Below are 21,191 nucleotides of genomic sequence, written 5' to 3'. Positions count from 1 at the left end.
ATACATCACCCGTCCCGGTAATCCTGCATCTACAATGTCCCTCCCGATAGGCACAGCGCTCAAAGACGGGTTCACCAGGGTCGCTAACCGCGCCGGCGCGACGTTACTCGTCGCGTACCTCGTCGTGAACGTGGTCTACCTCGTGGCGATGAACAGCGCGATGAAGACGTACTTCACACAGAACGGAATCGAGACGATGGGCACGTTCTCGCCGGCCGTGGACCTCCCCCTGGCAGCGAGTGGTGCCCTCACCGTCGTCTCCTTACTCGCTACGGTGTACCTCTTCGTGGTTGCGATTCGGACATTCGTCGCGGGCGAGCGCCACTCGATCCGGAGCGACCACCTCACCGGTGGGGTCGCGCTGGCACTCGTGAACCTCGTGGTCGGCTACATCGTCTACAGTATCGTGGTGACCATCGGGTTCGTCCTGATCATTATCCCCGGTATCTTCCTGATGGTGGTGCTGACGTTCTGGCCCATCTACGTCGCTGTCGAAGGCGACAACCTCGTAGCCGGGATGCGCAAGAGCTGGCGGCTCACCGAAGGGGACCGATTCGCCCTGTTCGCGCTCGGCGCGGTCATCGTCGGCATCGGCTTCGCCTTCGGCGCGATCTTCGGCATCAGCGCATTCGTCGTGACCCTCGCCGGTCTGGACCAGGCCATCATCAACGTCGTCCAGATCGTCGTCATCGCACCGATATCACTGTACAGCCTCGGCGTCCTCACCAGCGCGTTCAACCTGCTTCGCGGCGACACCGGTGGCATCGACGGCGGCGAGTCGACCACCGCCGACGCGCCGTCGACGCCGGCCTGAGACAGCCTTACCCCGCTCGGTCCCCTACCACCGGGTATGACAACGGCCGAAGAACTTGACCGCCCGATCCCGCTCGACTCGAAGACCGAACTCGACGATTTCGTCGCGAGCCACGACCGCGTGCTCGTCGAGTTCTACACCGACGGCTGCGGCATCTGCCAGTCGATGGAGCCCGTCCTGAGCGGCGTCGCCCGCAGCGCCGACGTCGCCGTCGTGACGATGAACCCCCGCAACGACCCGCCGCTGGTCGAGGAGTACGACGTCCGCTCCGTCCCCAAACTCCTCTACTTCGAGGACGGCGACCTCGTCGACACCAGAGAGGACGGGTTCGTCCCGGCCGACGACCTGCTCGCGTTCGTCGGAGATTAGGAGCGACCACAGAGGTTTGAAGGCGAAGAGACCATCCGGCGTGTTCCGGCGAGGCGAAGAGACCACCGGGCGGGACTGAAAGGGGCCGACCGCCTGGCGGCGAAGCCGCCAGGTTATAGAAGGTCGGCGGAGCCGACCTTCCGCTCGGGGAAGGCAGGCGACGCAAGCACCGCAGGCCGCCAGGCCGAGGAGCGAAGCGAGCCTCCCGACCCGAGCGGGAGGGGGCTTTCAAGTTGTTCTCGTTAGCTGACTCTGCAGTGCAGTAGCAAGCCATCCCCATTTCTCACCATCCCGGTTACCCTCACGTCACTCCAGACTTTTCAGGCCCCAGTCCAAAGCGTTGAGCATGAGCACACAGACCCAGGAAAACGAGTTGATCGTCTTCTCGGACTACGTCTGTCCATTCTGCTACCTCGGCAAGGCGGCGATGGAACAGTACCTCGAATCGAAAGAGGACCCGCCGGAAGTCCAGTGGCACCTCTACGATTTGCGGGGGTACAAGCGCAACCCCGACGGGAGCATCGACAGCGACGTCGACGACGGGAAGGACGACGAGTACTTCGAAAAGGCCCGCGAGAACGTCCGCAAGCTGAAGGAGGAGTACGACGTGGAGATGAACGTCGACGCCTCCATGGAGGTCGACTCCTGGAACGCCCAGCAGGTGGCGCTGTACGTCAGGGAGGAGGTAGGTGAGGAGGCGTTCCTGCGCCTCCACGAGCGACTCTTCGACGCCCACTGGCAGGACGGCCGCGACATCGGCGACCCGGACGTGCTTCGGGAGATCGCCGTCGACGTCGACCTGGACGAGGACGTCGTCGATTCGGCGCTCACCAGCGAGTGGGACGAGCGTCTGCGCGAGCGCTTCGACGCCGCCCAGGACGCCGGCGTGACGGGCATCCCGACCTTCGTCTACGGCGAATACAGTGCTCGCGGGGCGATTCCGCCCGAACAGTTCGAACGACTGGTCGAGGGAGTGTAGGGAGCGCTTTGAGTTGATTGAATCAGCTAATAAACTGACGCGATAGTGACTAACAGCCCCGAAAGCCCCCTCCCGCTCGTCGGCTCCGAACGCACCTGCGCGCGGCCTGCGGCCGTGCTTGGTGGTTCTCGCTCGACGAGCGGTCGGCCCCTTTCGATGCCCCACCCACGGTGGTTGCCGAAGTCGTTATCGAGCGGTGGCTGTCGCTGTTCGTCTCGCAAAGAAAGAAATCAACCGTGTGATGGTCGCTATTCCTCGACGCTGGACTCGCTGAAGTACGCACGGCCGCTGGTGGGGACCTCGTAGCGCTCGCCGACGACGTCGAAGGTCGCGGTCGACTGGATGTCGGCGGCGGAACCGCCGACGCGGACCTCGTAGGTGTCAGGTTCGACGACGAGATCCATGTCCGTGTCGTGGAAGGCGAGTTGCGTCGTCGAGAGCGTGATGCTCACGGTCGCGGACTCGCCGGGTTCGAGGTGGACGCGCTCGAAGCCGCGGAGTTCCTGGACCGGGCGGGCCAGGCTCGGGTTGTCCTGGTGGGTGTAGAGCTGGACGACCTCGTGGCCGGCCATCTCGCCCGTGTTCTCCACGGTGACGGTGGCGGTGACGGTGTCGGCGGGGCCGACCTCGGTCTCGGAGAGCGAGACCTCGCCGTACTCGAACTCGGTGTAGCTCAGGCCGTGGCCGAACGGATAGAGCGGGTCCTCGTCAGTGTAGACGTGGTTCTCGTTGCGGCTGTTGGGCTTGCGGCTGTAGTAGACCGGCAGCTGGCCGACGTTCTTGGCGACCGAGACGGGGAGCCGACCGCTCGGGTTGTGCTCGCCCAGGAGCACGTCGGCGATGCCGTGGCCGCCCTCCTCACCGGGGAGCCAGGCCTGGAGAATCGCCGGGACGTTGTCGTCGATCCACTCGATGGCGTGGGGTTTGCCGGTGACCTGGACGACGACGAGTGGCGTGTCCGTGTCGTGGAGCTCCTCGACGAGTTCCTGCTGGACGCCGGGGAGCTGGAGGTCGGTGACGTCCGCGCCCTCGCCGCTGGTGGGTACGTCGGGCTGTTCGACCATGTCGGCCTCGGGGTCGCTGAAGGCGATGGCCGAGCGGGTGCCGACGAAGGCGACGGCGACGTCCGAATCCTCCGCCGCGGCGACGGCGTCCTCGAAGCCCTCCGTCGCGGGGCCGGTCGTCGTACAGCCCTCGGCGTAGGTGACCTGGTCGCCCAGGCGCTCTTCGAGCGCGTCGAGCGGCGTCACGACCTCGCGATTCGCGTCGCGCTCGGGGTAGTGGGCCGCGTAAGCGTAGTCTCCCAGTTGGCCCTCCGGAGAGTCGGCCTTCGGGCCGACGACGGCGACGGACTCCTCGCCCACGAGCGGGAGCAGGTCGTCGGCGTTCTTCAGGAGCGTGACGGACTCGCGACCGAGCTTGCGGGCGTAGTCGCGGTCGGCGTCGGGGCCGAACTCCTCGGAGACCGAATCGACGTCGACGAAGGGGTCGTCGATGACCCCCTTCTCGACCTTCTGGCGGAGGACGCGCCGGGCGGCGACGTCGACCGTCTCCTCGGCCAGGTCGCCGTTCTCGACGGCGTCGACCAGCTTGTCGTAGGCGGCGACCTGTGGGAGTTCGACGTCCATGCCGGCCTCGAGGGCCTGGATACCGGCCTCGTAGTGGTCGGCGGCGACGCCGTGCTCGTCGTCGAGGTAGCGGACGCTGAAGTAGTCCGAGACGACGGTGCCGTCGAAGCCCCACTCCTCGCGCAGGATGCCCGTCAGGAGCGAGCGGTCCTTCGCGCAGGGGACGCCGTCGATGTCGTGGTAGGCGTTCATCACCGACTCGGCGCCGGTCTCGCGGATGGCCGCCTCGAACGGGAAGAGGTGGACCTCGCGGAGTTCGCGCTCGCCGATCTGGACCGACGAGCGGTTCTTGGCGCCCTCGCCGACGGCGTGGCCGGCGAAGTGCTTGACCGTCGCGGAGATGCCCTCGGTGGGGTCCTCGCCCTGGAGTCCGCGGACGTACGCGCTGGCCATCTCGGCGACGAGGTACTCGTCTTCGCCGAAGGTCTCCTCGGTGCGGCCCCAGCGCGGGTCGCGGCCGACGTCGAGCACCGGCGAGAGCGCGTGGACGGTGCCGATGGCCTGCAACTGCTCGCGGATGCGGGTGGTCATCTCCTCGACCAGGTCCGGGTTCCACGTGCTCGCCAAGCCGATGCCCTGCGGGTAGGTGGTGCCGTCGGGGCCCATGTAGCCGCTGAGACACTCCTCGTGGGGGACTGCCGGGATACCCAGGCGGGTCTCCTCCTGGACCATCTCCTGGAGTTCGTTGGTCACTTCGGCGGCGCGCTCGGGTTCGAGGCTGCCGCCGCCACCGAGGCGAGTGAAGTGGCCCACGCCGTCCCCGATCAGTTCGCGGGCGTTGTCGCGGTTGATGTTCCCGTCCTCGTCAAGCAGGTGGACGGCGGTCTCGGCAGCGCTCTCGTCCAGCGCCATGTACCGGGCCGGCACGGCGGTCAGCTGGGCGACCTTCTCCTCGAGCGTCATCCGGTCGAGGAGGTCGTCGACCCGCCGCTCGACGGGCAGCGATGCGTCGCGATAGGGTGGGTTGTCCGTCGCTGTCACACCCGACCCGTCGTGGTTGAGGTGCTAAACCCTTCGGCGATTTCTCAGTCGACTACCACTTTTCGTTCCACGGAACCGAACAGCCGCGCTCGAACGTTCCGATACCCGGCGCGATCGTTCGTTATAGCTGAACAAAATCGGCCGCAGTCGCTCGCCACCTGGTCGCCAGCTTCTCGCGCGCACCCGCCACGCGCTCTCGGAACGCGCTCCCGTAGCCCGGTTCGCCGCGTCCGGCGTACAGTGTCGATTGTCACCGTTCCGCGCACAGCCCCCCAAACGGGACGCTCTTGAGGATCGATCGCAGACGTTCGGTCGTGTCTCTGGGCCTCCTGTTCGCCGTCGTCTCGGCGTTCCTGTTCGGGAGCTACCTCTTCGTGATCAAGCGGTACTTCAGCGCTTACCCGGCGACTGTGTACGTCTTCCTCGCGTTCGCCTTCGCGCTCGTCTGGTACGTCCCGGTCGCGCTGTTGACCGTCGACGGAAGCTTCTTCCCGCCCGGCTTCGGTCGAACCGGCGTCCTCGTCCTCGCTACCACGGTCGGGTTCACGCTAGTGGGGAACCTCACCTTCTTCCGGGCCATCGCGGTCGGCGCCGTCTCCTACGTCGCTCCCATCAGCAAGGTCATCCCGGTGTTCGTGCTGCCGCTGGAGGTCCTCCTGCTCGACCAGTACCTCTCGGCGCTCCAGGTGGTCGGGGTCGTCGTCGCGACGATCGCCATCTACGTGGCGAACTACCGCCCCGGCGAACTGCTCGAACCGCTGCAGCGCGCCGTATCGGCCCGGCCGGCGCAGTTCGCGCTGGCCTCCGCGGCCTCCTTCGCGGTCGTCGACGTCGGCAAGCGGACGCTGATGCAGGAACTCGCTGTCCCGCCACAGACGTTCGTCGTCGTCCTGTTCGCCACGCTGACGGCCTCGCTCGCCCCCATCGCGGCCCGGAACTGGCCGTCGGCGGCGCTCGACCGATCCTCGACGGTGACCGACGGTGGCACCGCCGCAACGGCGGAGCCCGTCCGCGTCGACGTGCGCGGGGACCTCCCGAAGTTCGCCGCGACTGGGCTGCTACTCGCGACGGCGAACCACGTCGCTATGTACGCCTTCGGCGCGCTCCCGGCCAGCGTCGCCTCACCGATCGTCAACACGCAGGCCGTCGTCGCAGTCGTCCTGGGCGGGCTCCTGCTGGGCGAGGAGCACTTCCGGATCCGACTCGTCGCCGCCGGGCTGGCCGTCGTCGGCGTGACGGTCATCGCGCTGGGATGACCAGCAGCTATTCGCAGCGAACGATATCGGCGAACTCCGTGGACACGGCGTCAGTTCCGTTTCTGCCTCGCGCTCGCCTGGTCAGGCGCTCGTCTCGGCCCCGGCGGTCGCGCCGACCGCTACCGAGAACGTCGACTGGATCCACGCTTCGGGATTGTGCCGGTCGTAGAGGACCGTGTCTCCCTCGTCCGTCCTGAAGAACCCGTACCGGGCGTCGTCCGTGTTTTCGTCGTCACTCATTGTGGGAGGGTCGCACCCGTTCTAGGGGCTTCGAGCGGGTAAACCCTCGGACGGCAGCGGTGTCGGCGCGCGTTCGTCCGACTGCGCGGCAGGTCTGCGAGCGGGCGCTCACGACCGCGCGGCGCCGGGCCGAACCACCACCTCTTACCACCCAGTGGTTCCAGAGGATCACTATGACGCGACGATCCGCACCCGTCCGCCCGCCGGTCGTTCTCACGATAGCGGGGAGCGACTCGGGCGGCGGCGCGGGGATACAGGCGGACCTGAAGACCATCGAGGCCGGCGGCGCGTTCGGGACGAGCGCCATCACGAGCGTCACGGCCCAGAACACGCGCGGCGTCCAGGGGACTCACGGACTCCCGATCGCCGAGATCGAGGCCCAGATCGACGCCGTCCTCTCGGACTTCGACGTCGCCGCGGTGAAGACCGGGATGCTCGGCCGGCGCGAGGTGGTCGAGACCGTCGTCGACGACGCCGACCGATTGCCGAACCTCGTCGTCGACCCGGTGATGGTCGCCGCGTCGGGCGACCGACTGCTCGAACCCGCGGCCGAATCTGCCTACGAGGACCTCGTCGCCGCGGCGACACTCGTGACGCCCAACGCCGACGAGGCCGCAGTGCTGACCGGTGTGGACGTGACCGACGTCGACGCCGCCCGGGAGGCCGGTGACGTGCTGGTCGAGATGGGCGCCGACGCCGCGCTCGTCAAGGGCGGCCACGTCCCCGGCGACGACGTCGTCGACGTGCTCGTCACCGAGGAGACGACCCACAGCTTCCGCCACGACCGGGTCGACACCGCCGCGACCCACGGCTCGGGCTGTACGCTCTCCAGCGCCGTGGCGACGCGACTGGCCCACGGCGACGACCTGCCGAGCGCCGTGGGCGACGGCGTCTCCCTGCTGGCCTCTGCGGTCCGCTACGGCGTCGACGTCGGCGAGGGCCCCGGGTCGGTCCACCACCTCGTCGAAGCTCGAAACGAAGCGGCCCGCGGCGAGACCGTCGAGGCCGTCGAGCGCGTCGTCGGCCTGCTGGTCGACCGGGCGCCGAAAGTACTGGTACCGGCCGACGGGACGAACGTCGCCGGCGCGACGCCCTACGCCGAATCGCCCCGGGACGTCGCGGCCGTCGAGGGCGGCATCGGTCGAACGCGGGACGGACTGCGAGCCAACCGCGGCGTCCGCTTCGGAGCCGGCGGTCGGCTCGCGTCCCTGGTCCTGGCCGTCCGCGAGGTGGCCCCGACGACCCGGTTCGCGCTCGAGTGCCGTCGCTCCCCGGCGCTCGACCGGGCGCTCGCCGAGTTCGACGGTCCAGTCGTCGAGCTATCGGCTGACGCCAGCGACGCCGACGGGAACGACCGACCGCTCGCTCGCCGGGTCAACGAGGCCGCGGCTGACGACGACGTCCCGCCCGTCGCCGTCGTGGATCCGACGCGAGGCGAGGCGGGCGTCGCCCTGCTCGCTCCGGACACCGGGACGCTCGTCGACCGGACGGAGCGGCTGCTCGACGCGGCCGAGGACGCGGACTGAGAAGAGCCCGTCCGACTGGCCCCGTCAGCGGCGTTCGCGGAGCACCGCCAGCGTCGCGGCGAGCGCCACTGTCAGCGTGACGGCGAGCGCCTCGGCACCGAGCCCGAAACCGGTCGAGCCGGGCGTGTCGGTCGGGGTCGCCGTCGCCGGCTGGGTCTGCGTGACGGTCGCCACCGTAGTGGGCGGGCCCGTTGTCCTGTCCGCCCCGTTCCCGTCGACCGTCGTCTGGACCGGCGGCGCGCGAACGGCGACCGTCACCTCCCCGGCGCCGTCGACGCGCACGGTCGTGGCCCCGGTCCGCGACATCGGGACGCTCGCGTTGACCCAGCCGGCGGACTCGGGGGCCAGGCGGACCGTCTCCGCGACGGCCAGGCCGTCGTCCCGGCGGAACACGACCGACGTCTCGCCGGGGATGGGAGCGTCGTTCTGGACCCGGGCGCTCACCCGGACGGACTCGCCTTTCAGGACCTCCCGTGACGTCGCCGTGACGTCGGTGACCCGGCCCTCGGCAGGCTCGCTGACCTCGACGGTCCGCTCGTCGCCCCCGACCGCGAGTTCGTACGTCCCGGGCTCGTCGAACGTGTGGTTCAGGCCCAGCACGGCCGTCTCGTTGGGTGCGACCGAGCCGTTGGCCTGGTCGACGACGCTCCCGTTCACTGCCAGCCGGGCGGTGAAGTTCCCCGCTCGCCCGCCAGCGTTCTCGACGACGGTCCCGACCCGGAGCCGTTCGCCAGGCACGACGACCACCGGACCGTCAGTCGCCTCGATGGTCGCGTTCCGGTAGCGCCCGTCGACCCTGTACGTCGCGTCGTTGCCGTCGCCGGGGAGCTGGAAGCCGATGCGGGCGGGTGGGTCGCCGAAGGCCATGACGTGTGCGGGCTGGTCCCACATCGTGACGTTCGCGGGCTTCTCGGCGTACCGGGTGGCCGCGTCGACGATCTCGTCGTCGCCGTGTTCACCGAGGGCGCCCAGGAAGTCCGACAGCGAAATCGGGCCCATATCGGCGTTCATCGCCTGGACGACCGTCTGGAGCGTCCGTTCCTGGTCGCGCGTGTTGCGGATCTGCCGGTCCAGCTGCCCGGCGACGAGCGCGCCCTTGTCGTAGTCGGGAGCCGACTGCCACGTCGACTGGTTGGCGAGGACGGCGTCGGCGTAGGAACTGTTCGCACCGGCGCCGATCCGCTGGCTGAACGCGTCGTAGGGGACCCGACCCTGTTCGTAGGTCAACAGCGCCGCGTAGTAACTGGCGGAGGCCTCACGGAACCAGCGCATCTCCGGGTCGAGCGCGAAGTCCTGACGGGTGTGGACGTACTCGTGGACCCACGGATTCTCGGCGCTGTCGACCGGTTCGACGTCGCGGACCCAGAGGTCGGATTCGCCCGTCTGGAAGCCGCGGACGCCCCACTGGACGCCGTCGGTCGGGGCGGCGACGACGAACACTTCGTCGTCGCGGTCACCGACGCGCAACGCGTCCGAGGCGTCGGCCAGCGAGTCGAGCACCGACCGGGGAGCGTCGCGCATGCTCGCGTTCGCGGGGACGACGAGCCTGAACCGCTGGTCGCTGGCGTTCCGCTCGTAGGTCTCGTGTTCGCCGAGGTAGACCAGCCACTCCCCCGCCGCGCCGGGACCCGCGGTCGTCGACGTCCGGTCGTACGCGACGGGGCCGGCCGACGAGTAGCGGGTCCAGTCGGTCGTGACGGGCGGGCGCTGGAACAGGGCCCACTCGCCCGCGTCGACGGCGACCAGGTCTCCGTCGGCCCCAACGGGCCCCGTCTCGTTCAGCGACTCGTTGACCGGAATCGTATACGTGATCGAGGGGGTGCTCGTCGTCTCGTCCCAGCGGTACTCGCGCCAGCCGTCACGGACGAAGCCGTCCGTGTCGGTCACTTCGACGTCGTCGGGGAGCTCGGTGTGGAGCGAGACCACGCCGCTGGAGATGGTATACTCCAGCTCCACCGCCACCTCGCCGGGGGTCGACGGCGTCAGCGCGAACTCCTGGGTCGCGTTGATAGTCGTTCCGTCGTCGCTCTGGAAGCCGATCTGGGCCGGGCCGGAGCTGTCCTGGCGCGGCGCGACGTCGCCGCTCGCCACGGCCGGAGCGACCGCGCCGGTCAACAGGACCGACGCAAAGACCACAGCGAGCACGGCGCGACGCGCCAGGCGCATTGGGATCCGTTAGCAACTGGGAGGTGAAATACCTGATCCGTGTTTTCCGCGCGAGACGGCCGATTCCGGGGAGTCGCTCCGAAAACGGGTCCGGGACGATTCGAGCGACGCGCACGCCTCCGCACCGCCCGTCACCGCCGAGGCGGACCCACAACCCCTATGCCGCCCACGCACGCACGGGTGGGTATGACAGAGGCGACGGGCATCGTCGGGGAGTTCCTCGCGCTGAAGGAGAGCACCGACGCGGACGTGCTGGCGATGCAGTGCGGGGACTTCTACGAGTTCTTCGCCGACGACGCCGAACTCGTCGCGGACGAACTCGACCTCACCGTCTCACAGAAGTCCTCCCACGGCTCGTCCTATCCGATGGCCGGCGTCCCCCTCACCGAACTCACGCCGTACGTCTCCGCGCTGGTCGAACGGGGCTACCGGGTCGCCGTCGCCGACCAGCACGAGACCGAGGACGGCCACGCCAGGGAGATAACCCGCGTCGTCACGCCCGGCACCCTCCTCGAAACGACCGACGATTCGGCCCAGTATCTCGCGGCCGTCGTCCGCGAGGAGGGCGGGGGCGCGCGACGGAGCGACGGGACCGCCGGGGACTCCTACGGCCTCGCCTTCGCCGACGTGACGACCGGACAGTTCCACGTCACCGAACTGGACGGGGAAGACGCGGCCGCGACTGCCCAGACGGAACTGTACAAGTTCGACCCCGCGGAGGTATTGCCCGGTCCGGAGCTACGCGCCGACGACGACTTCCTCGACCGGGTCCGCGAGCGCACCGACGCGTCGCTGACGCTGCACAGCGCGGAGTCGTTCGCACCAGCCCGCTCGCGACACCGAGTGCGCGACCACTTCGGAACGGAGACCCTGAAGAGCGTCGGCGTCGAGGGGAAGGACGCCGCCATCAGGGCGGCGGGCGCCGTCCTCTCCTACGTCGAGGACACCGGCGTCGGGACGCTGGCGTCGGTGACGCGGCTCCAGGCCTACGGCGCGACAGACCACGTCGACCTGGACGCGACGACCCAGCGCAACCTCGAACTCACCGAGACGATGCAGGGAGGGAGTGATGGCTCGCTGTTCGACACGCTCGACCACACCGTCACCTCCGCCGGCGCGCGACTGCTGCGCCAGTGGATCCAGCGCCCCCGCCGGGACCAGGGCGAACTCGCTCGCCGGCAGCAGTCGGTCGCGGCACTCGCCGAGGCGGCGATGGCCCGCGAGGAGCTACGCGAGACGCTCGACCCGGTGTACGACCTGGAACGGCTGGCCTCGAAGGCCGTCTCGGGCAGCGCCGACGCCCGCGACCTGCGGTCGGTCGGCGAGACGCTCGCGCTGCTGGACGCCGTCACCGACCTGGTCGAGCGAACCGACCGCCTCGCGGAGTCGCCCCTCGTCGACGTGCTCTCGCGACTCGACCGCGAGGCCGTCGCCGACCTGGCGAGCGAAATCGACGAGGCCCTCGTCGAGGAGCCGCCGGGGACCGTCACCCAGGGCGGGCTCTTCCGGACGGGCTACGACGACGACCTGGACGACCTCGTCGAGAGCCACGAGGCGGCCCTGGAGTGGATCGACACGTTGCCGGAACGGGAGAAGGGAAAGACCGGCATCACCCACCTCTCCGTCGACCGCAACAAGACCGACGGCTACTACATCCAGGTCGGGAAGTCCGAGACCGACCAGGTGCCCGAGGAGTACGACGCCATCAAGACGCTGAAGAACTCCGAGCGCTATACGATTCCAGAACTTCAGGAGCGCGAGCGCGAGGTGCTCCGCCTGGAGGAACGCCGCCACGACATGGAGTACGAACTGTTCGAGGAACTCCGGGAGCGTGTCGCCGCCCGCGCAGAATTGCTCCAGGACGTCGGCCGGGCGCTGGCCGAACTGGACGCCCTCGCGTCGCTGGCGACCCACGCCGTCCGCAACGACTGGACCCGGCCCGACCTCTCCGACGGCCGGGAACTCGACGTCCAGGGTGGCCGGCACCCCGTGGTCGAGCAGACGACGGAGTTCGTCCCCAACGACCTCCGCCTGGACGAGGAGCGGCAGTTCCTGGTCGTCACCGGCCCGAACATGTCCGGGAAGTCCACCTACATGCGGCAGGCCGCCCTCATCACGCTCCTCGCCCAGGTCGGCAGTTTCGTCCCCGCGCGCTCGGCGAGCGTGGGCCTCGTGGACGGCATCTACACCCGCGTCGGCGCGCTGGACGAACTCGCCCAGGGCCGCTCGACGTTCATGGTCGAGATGCAGGAGCTCTCGAACATCCTCCACTCCGCCACGGAGGACTCGCTGGTCATCCTCGACGAGGTCGGTCGGGGCACCGCCACGTACGACGGCATCTCCATCGCCTGGGCCGCGACGGAGTATCTCGCGAACCAGATTCAGGCGAAGACACTGTTCGCGACCCACTACCACGAACTCACTTCGCTCGGCGAGAAGCTCCCGAAGGTCGAGAACGTCCACGTCGCCGCCGACGAGTCCGACGGCGAGGTGACCTTCCTCCGGACCGTCCGCGACGGACCGACGAATCGCTCGTACGGGGTCCACGTTGCGGATCTCGCCGGCGTCCCCGAACCGGTCGTCGACCGCTCGCGAGACGTCCTCGACAGGCTCCGCGAGGAGAAAGCCATCGAGGTCCAGGGCGGCGAGCGGAACGGCGGCAACGAGTCGACGCAGGTCGTCTTCGACCTCGGGTCGGGCGAGCTGAGCGCCGGGGAGACGAGCGCTACCGGACAACAGATCGCGACCGACGGGAGCCAGAGGGAAGCGCCAGCGAGCGATGCGGGCGGTCAGTCGCTCGATCCCGAGACGGAGGCCATCCTCGACGAACTCGACGACGTCGACGTCAACGAGACGCCGCCCGTCGAACTGATGGCGAAGGTCCAGAACTGGCAGGCAAAACTCGGGGATCGTGACGACGACCTCACTTGAAGACGATCGGATCGAGCGTTACTCGCTCGGCGACGACTGGATAGTCGGCTGCGTATTCGTTCCCCTCCAAGACGACCGTGAGGTCGACCGTCGACGGCGCCCGTTCTAGAATCGCCTCGAACGGAACGTTTGGCGCTTCCATATCTGGCATTCCATCGCCATTGAGAATATACAGTACACGGAGAGCTTTCTCCAGGTACTGTCTCGAACTGTGCATTGAAATACCGGTGACTTCGTCGTCGAAACGAGAGTGTATCGCCTGTAATACAGCGTTGGCAGCGATCGTCTCGCTCTGCGTTTTCGCCCATTCGGAAAACGAGATCGTTTCGGTGAGATTCTCGGTTCCCTGGAGTCGGTACGTCACTGACTGATTCGAGGGATGATACTCGGTCACGTTCCCTGGATCGTGGCGCTCGCCGAGTGAAATCGGGTCACCCTGCGCTCGTGGCGGGCCCGTAATCAGGTCCGGCTTGAACACCGCGACTCCACCGAGAGCGGCTGCTGCGCCACCGCCGAGAAGTACCGAAAGCGCTTTTCGACGTTTCATATGGATGATGGTGAGACGAGGCTGTCATTAATGCTACTGCTGAAGCAATCGAGAAGTACACCCGTCGCGGGCGCAGACCGTACGAGCTGACGTTGGTCTCCTCCGACTTCAGGCGAGGAGATACCGACCGCATGTCGGATAGCAACGAGCGCTGCCGATGCCGATGCCAATGCCGGCGGAGTCTCGAACGATTACGGATTGCCAGTGAATACCTCCCCCACCGACTCACTAATCATAATTGCACCTTCGGAGAAGACCCGAATTCTCGTGTCTGCGTACTCGAATATCACGACACCGTTCGCCGCGTCCCGGTCCCAGAGGGCCTCGAGGGCGTCCGGATCTATCGACTCGTTCAGCGGTGGCAGTTCCATTGGATCCACCCCCTTCGAATCTGCGACAGCTTCGATTACCTCCGACATCACATTCATAATTGATAATGATGTCTGTGGGATGAAGTCAGTACACCCTCAAATATTAGGGTGTATCTCGTCCCTGCCGTGTTCACTGCTAATCGTTGTGGGTCTCGTTCCGATTTGGTGCCACTCGTTTCGTGAGTGGTCTCCTATCCAGGGCCCATCGCCGCGATATCGGCGCCCACCGTCGCCAGCGCGTCGGCGGGGTTCGGGTCGCTGTCGGCCAGGTGCGTGTAGCGGTGGTCCGGAACGTTCGACAGCGCCGCCGCGACCGCGTCGCTGTACGCCTCGACGCCCGGCTCCGTCGGGTCGTCGCCGCCCCAGACGTCCCGGACGACCGTCATCGAGTCGATGCGGACCTCCAGCGTCCGTGGTTCGTAGCGGGCCAGCAGTTCGGCGAGGCCGAGCTGGAGGGCGACGTACTCGGCGGTGTTGTTCCCCGTCCGGGCGCCGACGGGCCGGCCGAGACGGGCGAGCGGGTCCTCGTCGGCGTCCATGATGACGGCGCCCGCGCCCGCGGGACCGGGATTGCCGCGCGAACTCCCATCGACGTAGAGGACGAAGGCGTCGCCCGTCACCTCCTGGACGGGCGGCCGGGTGAGGTCTGACGTCAGCAGGCCTTCGAGCGCGCGACGTAACTCGTCCCGGTCCGTCCCGGGGTCGAACAGACCGCCGTAGCCAGGGACGGCGTCGTCGATGGCGTCCGTGGCAGCCGCCATCTCGTAGCCGACGCTCGCGAGCACCTCGTCGACGAGCGTCGCGACCGGCGAGAGGTGTTCGACCGGGAGGGGTTCGCCGGTCACGCCACTGTCCCCGCTCGGTTCCGGCCTCTCGGACCACCGCTCCCGGATCGGCTCGTCGGATAGTCGCGCCGTTTCATACGGATCCCTCGGTGGTCGATCGGGATAATCCCTTCAGGTGATCCCCCAGTCATCGAATGGATCGGGTGCAATCTGGCTTCCATCCTGGTTCCACCGTTCACGCGTTCCCTCCGGCGCGTACGACGATGCCTCACAGACGTAGTGTTCGAGTTCGTAGTGGCAACGTTTCGTCGTCGTCGTCAGAGACAAGTCGCCGACGATTCCTGACAAGAGAAGTGTCTGGGATCGACGGCGATGAAAGCGGCAGTATCGAGGACAAAGGGGTCGAAGTAGAGTACTCGATCGCTGTTGGTTGCGACCACGACAACACTGCGTCCGGACGGGTGCGGAAAAGGTTTAACCAGTAGCATCGGTAACGTACAATCACTCATGGCTTCGACCTCCCGTTCCGACGAGAACGAATCTGAGGAGGATCCAACGGTCCCGGCAGGCGTCCTCGAAGGGATCGAGGATATCGCCGAGGGCCGGACCGCCGACGGGGACGACCTCGACGAGGCACTCGACCTGTAGCGAAGTTCGGAAGGGATTTTATAAAGAGCAAGGAGAATACCCCGCGCCTTTAGGCGTGGGATGAATCCGACAACTTTGACGCCTTCTACGTTCGACGGCACGGCAAGATATTCAACGCCCGGCCGTTAGTTTTAATACACCATTTCCCATAATTTATTATGAGCACAGTCCGGTGCTGGAGACAACTCGCACCTATCGAGCGGAAATCGTCAACCAGTCTCAAGTGAGTGACGACCTCGATGACTGCGGGCACTCCGCGTCGAAACTGTGGAACGTCGCCCGATACCACTCCCAACAAGAGTGGGACGACACGGGTGAGATTCCGTCCGAAGCCGACATCAAGCGCGAATTAAAAGACCACGAACGCTACAGTGACCTCCATTCGCAGTCAAGTCAGCGCGTTCTCGAAGAACTCGCTGAGGCGTTCAACGGCTGGTTCAAAAAGCGCAAGAACGGCGACACAGACGCGAATCCACCCGGCTACCGAAAGCGAGGCGACAACCATCCGCGCTCCACCGTGACGTGGAAGCAGAATGGCATCAAGCACGACGCCACGAACGACCGGCTCCGTCTCAGCAAGGGCTTCAATCTCAAAACCCACCGTTCGGATTTCATCCTCTGCGAGTACGAGACACGACCGGACGTGACCGTGGAGAACATCCAGCAAGTCAGAGCCGTGTGGAACGGCGAACGCTGGGAACTCCACCTCGTCTGCAAGATCGAGATTCCTGTCGAGGACGCCCCCGGCGACAACACGGCTGGCATCGATCTCGGCATCAAGAACTACCTCGCAATCGCTTACGACGACGGTGACGCCGAGTTATACCCGGGGAACGTGCTGAAACAGGACAAGCACTACTTCACCCGCAACGAGTACGACACCGAGGGCAAGAACGGGCCATCGAAGCGTGCGCTCCGCGCCCGGCAGAAGTTGTCTCGGCGGAAAGACCACTTCCTGCACGCGCTCGCCACACACATCGTTGAGCAATGCATCGACCACGAGGTTGGTCGCATCGCAATCGGCGACCTGAGCAAAATTCGCGAGGAGGAGAACGGAGACGCTCGAAACTGGGGCAAGCATGGGAACAAGAAACTCCACGGCTGGGAGTTCGACCGGTTCACGAACCTGCTCGAATACAAGGCCGAAGAACACGGAATCCTCGTGGACCGAAAGAGCGAGCGGGTCACGAGCAAGACGTGTTCGTGCTGTGGTCGGAAGCGAGGCGCGAATCGTGTGGAGCGTGGCCTGTACGTCTGTGAGTCGTGCGGTGTGACGATGAACGCGGACGTGAACGGTGCGGTGAACATTCGCAGAAAGATAACTCAGAATCCTCCGACGGAGGATATGAGTAACGGTCGTTTGGCACGGCCAGCAGTCCACCTGTTCAATCAAACCTCGGGGCGTTTCGCACCGAGCGAACAGGTGGGTTGTGAACCGTAATATCCCAACGGCAGTCGGGATTCCTCTGTCTTCAGGCGGAGGGGGATGTCAAAGGTTCGTTGTGCAACCACCGTTAGCGTGAGCGTCGTCGAACTATCCGACGAAGAGAACGTTGCGATTCTCGCCGAGACATTCACGGAGAGCCTCTCGGACATCGGGGACAAAACTCGTCAGGCCGCTGTACTGAAACGGCTACACGAACTCCTCGATAGCGACACCCCACAACACTATATCTACGAAACCGTCGCAGGCTGTGACGAACTCCAGGTGATCCGCGTCGGTGGTGACCAGCGAATCTTCTGCCGCTTGGTGATGGGAATTCCCCACGGCGACAAGTACTACAACGTTCTGTTCGTCTTCTACGTAGACCCTCACCAGTACCGCCCCGATCAACTGGCTACGTTCGATGACGCAGCCGAGCAACGACTCGGCGAGATAACGGAATTCCACACGGTCGATGCTGTCGACGACTACCTCGACGAGATGAATGCCTTTACGCCAGTGGAAATCCGGGAAAGGATCGAGCTGCTATAACACGAAGGGTGAGTAGTCCCTTCCTTGCGCTTCTGTCTCTAGGATCAAATGACGACCTGTCCCTCCGTCCACCTCCGGCGAGCGTTTTTGTACGATTACGCTGTGAACACGCCTGTGGCACTCAACTCGAGGGACGGGATCCGGGAGCGCGCCCAGACGCTGCTCGAACGGAGCATCGGACCGGAAGCGGCGTTCCGGCCCGATCAACTGGAAGCGATCGAGAGCCTGGTCGTCGACGAGGAGCGACTGTTGCTCGTCCAGCGAACTGGCTGGGGCAAGAGCACCGTCTACTTCATCGCGACGAAACTGCTCCGCGAGCGGGGAGCGGGTCCGACGCTCATCGTCAGCCCGCTGCTCGCGCTGATGCACAACCAGATCCAGGACGCCGAAGCACAGCTCGGACTCGGAGCCCGGACGATCAACTCGAACAACACGGACGAGTGGACCGAGACGATGGAAGCCGTCGTCGACGGTGAGTGTGACATCCTGTTGATCTCGCCGGAACGCCTGGCGAACGCTGAGTTCCAGGAGGACGTCCTGGTGGCGATGGACGAGGAGTTCGGCATGCTCGTCGTCGACGAGGCCCACTGCATCTCCGATTGGGGCCACGACTTTCGGCCGGATTACCGCCGTATCAAGCGGATCCTCCAGGAACTCCCTGACCACATCCCCGTCGCGGCGACGACGGCGACCGCCAACGACCGCGTGGTCGACGACGTCACGGACCAGGTTCCCGACCTCCGGGCCGTCCGCGGCGACCTCGTCCGGGACTCCCTGCGGCTCCAGACCATCGAGGTCGGGTCGCGGTCACGTCGGCTGGCCTGGCTCGCCGAGAACGTCCCGGACCTGCCGTCGTCTGGCATCGTCTACTGCCTGACGACCGACGAGGTCGAGACGGTCGCCGAGTGGTTGACCGCTCGCGGCCTCGACGTCGAACCGTACCACGGTGGGATGGACGGAGACCGTCGTCGTGAACTGGAACACCGACTAATGAACAACGACGTGGACGGGCTTGTCGCGACGAACGCCCTGGGGATGGGGTTCAACAAACCCGACCTGGGCTGGGTGATCCACTTCCAGCGACCGCCGAACCTCATCCGGTACTACCAGGAAGTCGGCCGTGCCGGTCGCGGCCTGGACGAGGCGTTTGCCATACTGCTCTCCGGCGAGGAGGACGACCGGGTCGCGGAGTACTTCATCGAACAGGCGTTTCCCGAACCCGAAGACTTCGAGACGGTCCTCTCGACGCTGGGGGACAGCGACGAACCATTGTACAAGTACGAGATTCTGAAGCAGACGAACCTCTCGTGGAAGGCCGTCTCCCAGTGTCTCGATATCCTGCGAGTGGACAACGCGATAATCCGCGTCGACGACGGGTTCACGCGGACGTCCGCCGACTGGGCGTACGACCACGAGCGCATCGAGTCGGTCACCGAGCACCGCCGGGAGGAGCTGGCGCGCATCCAGGCGTTCACCCGGACGGACGACTGTCTGACGCGGTTCATCGACGACGAACTCGACGGGTCACTCGAGGCGGACTGTGGCCACTGTGCCAACTGTTCCGGGCCGTTCCGTCCGGAGTCCGTCGACGACGAGGAACTCGTGAGTGCTGCCGTCGACCACTACCGGGCCGAATCGTGGGACGAGATATCCCCGCGATACTACGTGCCCGACGAGGACGGTCGGTCGAAAATCGCCGAAGACCGCAAACCCGAACCTGGGCGCGTCCTGTCGGTGTACGGCGATCCGGGCTACGGCGAACTGGTGCGTCGAGCACAGGACGACGGCGACCGGTACGACGAGGAACTGATCGACGCCGCGGTCCACCACGTCGATACGGAGTGGAACCCGTCACCGGCGCCGACCTGGGTCACCGCCGTTCCGTCACCGACCGACGAAGAGCGAGTCGACGACCTCGCCCAGCGGATCGCTCGCGAACTCGGGCTGGACTATCTCAGAGCGGTCGAGCGGGTCCGGGAGATGCGCCCGCAGCACGAGCTGGCAAACTCCTACCAGCAGCGCTGGAACGTGGAGGATGCGTTCGAGGTGACTGAATCCGTTCGATCGGGCCCCGTGTTGCTGGTCGACGAGACCGTCGGGTCGCGGTGGTCGTCGACGGAAGCGTCGCTCGTCCTCCGTGACGCCGGGAGTGGCCCGGTCTATCCCTTCGCACTCGCCGAACGGAACCGGTGGTAGGTCGGCTGACGCGTGGCGATCACCCGCGTCCATCCGGTCGGCGAGGTCGGCCTCCGCCTGGAAACCATCGGGGAGGCTTGCCGTCTCGCCGTCTTTCGCAGCCTGGATGGCCGTGAGCGCGCCGCAGGAGTGGCTGAACAGTATCGGCTCCCCGTCAAAGCCGTCGACGAGCGCACGGACGTACTCTACCCGGGGAGAATTGGCGGTCGTCGTAGCCCATGGCAAGAGTTAACATGCACCAATACCAAACTCGGCTGTACAGTCGCCGCCATGCCAGACAACGCCCACGACCCTGCCACAATACGGCTTTCCCTGGACCGGGAGTCCCGCTGGACGCTCCACCACGTGCTTCTGGACCGCCTCGAGCGGGAAGCGAGAGCGGACGATCCGACCGGAATCGACCCGCCACCGGTGGCGGTGTTCGACGCGTTCGAGACGCTCGACGCCGGCGAGACCAGCGTCACCACAGCGGAACTCGAGGCGATGCGATCGGTCGTCGCGGAGTATCACCACTCGACGTCGTGGTGGGAACTCGAACGCTCGCGACTGGAAGGGCTCTTGCACCTCCTCACCGCGCTCCTCGAAGAACGGGGCGCGGCAGAAGCGTGATTCGAGCGGTGGGGGCCACCTGACAGACGGGGCCAGACCCGTTCGAGTGCGATTGCGGGCCCGGAGACGGCCAGCACCGTGTCTGACCGGGGAACGTATGGGCTGGCCGGTCGTCAGTGTCTGGTAGGATGTACCTCGGAGACGTCGCATGGCCTGACCTCGAGGACTACTTCGAAACCGAGTCGCTGGCGCTGATCCCACTCGGCTCGACGGAACAGCACGGGCCGCACTTGCCCGAGGCCACGGACCACCTCATCGCGGAAGCCTTCGCCCGAGAGGTCGCCGAACGGACGGGCTATCTCTGTACGCCCACCATCAACGTCGGCGTCAGCGGTCACCACCGGCAGTTCCACGGCACGATGTGGGTCGAGCCATCGGTGTTCCGCGAGTACGTGGCCTCGCTCACCCGAAATCTCACGTATCACGGCATCGACCGCGTCATCTACGTGAACGCACACGGCGGGAACGTCCCCCACCTCCGGGAGGTCGGGGCGCGCCTCCGCCAGGAGGAGGTGGCCTACGGCATCGAGTGGATGTGGGACGAGAGCATCCCGGACCTCGTCGACGACCTGTTCGAACAGAACGGGCCACACGGCGGCCCCAAGGAGACGGCGATGATCCAGTACCTCGACTCGGCGCTGGTCCACGAGGACCGATTGGCCGACGCGCGGGACGGTGGCATGACGAGCGTGGACGACGCCGAGATGATGCGACACGGCTCCCGGACGTTCTACGACGCGGCCGACAACACGGACAACGGCGTCCTGGGCGACCAGACGGACGCGACCGCCGAGAAAGGCGAACAGCTGTTCGATGCCGCGACGGAGCAGCTGGCCCACCTCGCCGACTGGCTCGCCGCCCAGGCATTCGAGGACTTGCTGCCGAGAGACCACGTTTAGGAGGGACAGTCGACCGGACCACGGACGACGCAGACTCACGTCGACCCGGACGCGCTCGTTCCCCCGTCGACCGCTTCCACAGTCGCTATCGTCGGACGAGTCGACGGCGTTCGCGACCGACGTCGAGCGGCGGATAGCACCCAAATATCTCCAGCCGGGGCGACCCCGGTGACTGGAACGTCGGGGGCAGGTGGTGGTTGGCTGACGGGACTGCACCCGACGTCGGTGAAGGCTCACCGACTGTGCATAGTCGAGCACGCTAACTTGTTAG

At 66.3% G+C, this 21,191-nt stretch carries 19 protein-coding genes; 12 read left to right on the top strand and 7 right to left on the bottom strand.

Annotated features, from left to right (window positions below):
• Positions 1 to 34: 34 nt before the first annotated feature.
• The 3 genes from AC5FRV_RS17165 to AC5FRV_RS17155 all read left to right on the top strand — a co-directional run bounded on the left by AC5FRV_RS17165 (position 35) and on the right by AC5FRV_RS17155 (position 2,162).
• On the top strand, positions 35 to 814 hold the full coding sequence (locus AC5FRV_RS17165; RefSeq protein ID WP_493562308.1) for a DUF7847 domain-containing protein: 780 nt from the start codon (positions 35 to 37) through the stop codon (positions 812 to 814).
• 36 nt (positions 815 to 850) lie between these two features.
• On the top strand, positions 851 to 1,183 hold the full coding sequence (locus AC5FRV_RS17160) for a thioredoxin family protein (protein ID WP_493562307.1): 333 nt from the start codon (positions 851 to 853) through the stop codon (positions 1,181 to 1,183).
• A gap of 346 nt (positions 1,184 to 1,529) precedes the next feature.
• Positions 1,530 to 2,162, top strand: a complete 633-nt coding sequence (locus tag AC5FRV_RS17155; protein WP_493562306.1) for a DsbA family oxidoreductase — start codon at positions 1,530 to 1,532, stop codon at positions 2,160 to 2,162.
• A 248-nt stretch (positions 2,163 to 2,410) separates the two neighbouring features.
• Here the strand turns inward: AC5FRV_RS17155 and AC5FRV_RS17150 are convergent, their stop codons facing one another.
• Positions 2,411 to 4,693, bottom strand: coding sequence for a glycoside hydrolase family 3 N-terminal domain-containing protein (locus AC5FRV_RS17150; RefSeq protein WP_493562440.1), 2,283 nt, complete (start codon positions 4,691 to 4,693; stop codon positions 2,411 to 2,413).
• A gap of 392 nt (positions 4,694 to 5,085) precedes the next feature.
• On the opposite strand from AC5FRV_RS17150, the gene AC5FRV_RS17145 reads away from it, so the two are divergent.
• On the top strand, positions 5,086 to 6,027 hold the full coding sequence (locus AC5FRV_RS17145) for a DMT family transporter (protein WP_493562305.1): 942 nt from the start codon (positions 5,086 to 5,088) through the stop codon (positions 6,025 to 6,027).
• A gap of 81 nt (positions 6,028 to 6,108) precedes the next feature.
• Here the strand turns inward: AC5FRV_RS17145 and AC5FRV_RS17140 are convergent, their stop codons facing one another.
• Positions 6,109 to 6,267 (bottom strand): DUF7331 family protein, encoded by a 159-nt coding sequence (locus AC5FRV_RS17140; protein ID WP_493562304.1) that lies wholly within the window; start codon positions 6,265 to 6,267, stop codon positions 6,109 to 6,111.
• 173 nt (positions 6,268 to 6,440) lie between these two features.
• On the opposite strand from AC5FRV_RS17140, the gene thiD reads away from it, so the two are divergent.
• Positions 6,441 to 7,793, top strand: coding sequence for a bifunctional hydroxymethylpyrimidine kinase/phosphomethylpyrimidine kinase (gene thiD, locus AC5FRV_RS17135; RefSeq protein WP_493562303.1), 1,353 nt, complete (start codon positions 6,441 to 6,443; stop codon positions 7,791 to 7,793).
• A 24-nt stretch (positions 7,794 to 7,817) separates the two neighbouring features.
• On the opposite strand, the gene AC5FRV_RS17130 is transcribed toward thiD, so the two are convergent.
• The gene (locus AC5FRV_RS17130; protein WP_493562302.1) at positions 7,818 to 9,959 is read right to left on the bottom strand and encodes a glycyl aminopeptidase; all 2,142 of its coding nucleotides are present in this window, start codon (positions 9,957 to 9,959) and stop codon (positions 7,818 to 7,820) included.
• Between the two features lie 186 nt (positions 9,960 to 10,145).
• On the opposite strand from AC5FRV_RS17130, the gene mutS reads away from it, so the two are divergent.
• Positions 10,146 to 12,890, top strand: a complete 2,745-nt coding sequence (mutS, locus tag AC5FRV_RS17125; RefSeq protein ID WP_493562301.1) for a DNA mismatch repair protein MutS — start codon at positions 10,146 to 10,148, stop codon at positions 12,888 to 12,890.
• Here mutS and AC5FRV_RS17120 read toward each other — a convergent pair.
• The 4 genes from AC5FRV_RS17120 to AC5FRV_RS17105 form a co-directional block, all read right to left on the bottom strand.
• Positions 12,883 to 13,437 (bottom strand): hypothetical protein, encoded by a 555-nt coding sequence (locus AC5FRV_RS17120; RefSeq protein WP_493562300.1) that lies wholly within the window; start codon positions 13,435 to 13,437, stop codon positions 12,883 to 12,885. The two genes, mutS and AC5FRV_RS17120, sit on opposite strands and share 8 nt — an antisense overlap.
• Before the next feature lie 191 nt (positions 13,438 to 13,628).
• Positions 13,629 to 13,856 carry a DdfA family disk-determining factor gene (gene ddfA, locus AC5FRV_RS17115; protein WP_493562299.1) on the bottom strand — a complete coding sequence of 76 codons (228 nt, stop codon included), beginning with the start codon at positions 13,854 to 13,856 and terminating at the stop codon, positions 13,629 to 13,631.
• A 143-nt stretch (positions 13,857 to 13,999) separates the two neighbouring features.
• On the bottom strand, positions 14,000 to 14,653 hold the full coding sequence (locus AC5FRV_RS17110; protein WP_493562298.1) for a ribonuclease HI family protein: 654 nt from the start codon (positions 14,651 to 14,653) through the stop codon (positions 14,000 to 14,002).
• A 111-nt stretch (positions 14,654 to 14,764) separates the two neighbouring features.
• Entirely contained in the window at positions 14,765 to 14,941 is a 177-nt protein-coding gene (locus AC5FRV_RS17105; protein ID WP_493562297.1) for a hypothetical protein, read from the bottom strand.
• A gap of 159 nt (positions 14,942 to 15,100) precedes the next feature.
• Here AC5FRV_RS17105 and AC5FRV_RS17100 point away from each other — a divergent pair, with 159 nt between their 5' ends.
• The 6 genes from AC5FRV_RS17100 to AC5FRV_RS17075 all read left to right on the top strand — a co-directional run bounded on the left by AC5FRV_RS17100 (position 15,101) and on the right by AC5FRV_RS17075 (position 20,920).
• The gene (locus AC5FRV_RS17100; protein WP_493562296.1) at positions 15,101 to 15,241 is read left to right on the top strand and encodes a hypothetical protein; all 141 of its coding nucleotides are present in this window, start codon (positions 15,101 to 15,103) and stop codon (positions 15,239 to 15,241) included.
• A 172-nt stretch (positions 15,242 to 15,413) separates the two neighbouring features.
• On the top strand, positions 15,414 to 16,682 hold the full coding sequence (locus AC5FRV_RS17095) for an RNA-guided endonuclease InsQ/TnpB family protein (protein WP_493562295.1): 1,269 nt from the start codon (positions 15,414 to 15,416) through the stop codon (positions 16,680 to 16,682).
• Between the two features lie 78 nt (positions 16,683 to 16,760).
• A complete protein-coding gene (locus AC5FRV_RS17090) occupies positions 16,761 to 17,216 on the top strand; it encodes a hypothetical protein (protein WP_493562294.1) in 456 nt (151 codons plus the stop codon).
• Between the two features lie 114 nt (positions 17,217 to 17,330).
• Positions 17,331 to 19,412: a RecQ family ATP-dependent DNA helicase gene (locus AC5FRV_RS17085; RefSeq protein WP_493562293.1), complete on the top strand. Its 2,082-nt coding sequence runs from the start codon at positions 17,331 to 17,333 to the stop codon at positions 19,410 to 19,412.
• Positions 19,413 to 19,682: 270 nt separating this feature from the next.
• A complete protein-coding gene (locus AC5FRV_RS17080) occupies positions 19,683 to 20,021 on the top strand; it encodes a DUF7853 family protein (protein WP_493562292.1) in 339 nt (112 codons plus the stop codon).
• 128 nt (positions 20,022 to 20,149) lie between these two features.
• On the top strand, positions 20,150 to 20,920 hold the full coding sequence (locus AC5FRV_RS17075) for a creatininase family protein (RefSeq protein WP_493562291.1): 771 nt from the start codon (positions 20,150 to 20,152) through the stop codon (positions 20,918 to 20,920).
• Positions 20,921 to 21,191 lie beyond the last annotated feature (271 nt).

It is taken from the genome of Halomicrobium sp. HArcel3, from assembly GCF_058933135.1.
The sequence above is the reverse complement of the archived record's forward strand: the minus strand, read 5'-3'. Positions and strand labels throughout refer to the sequence as shown.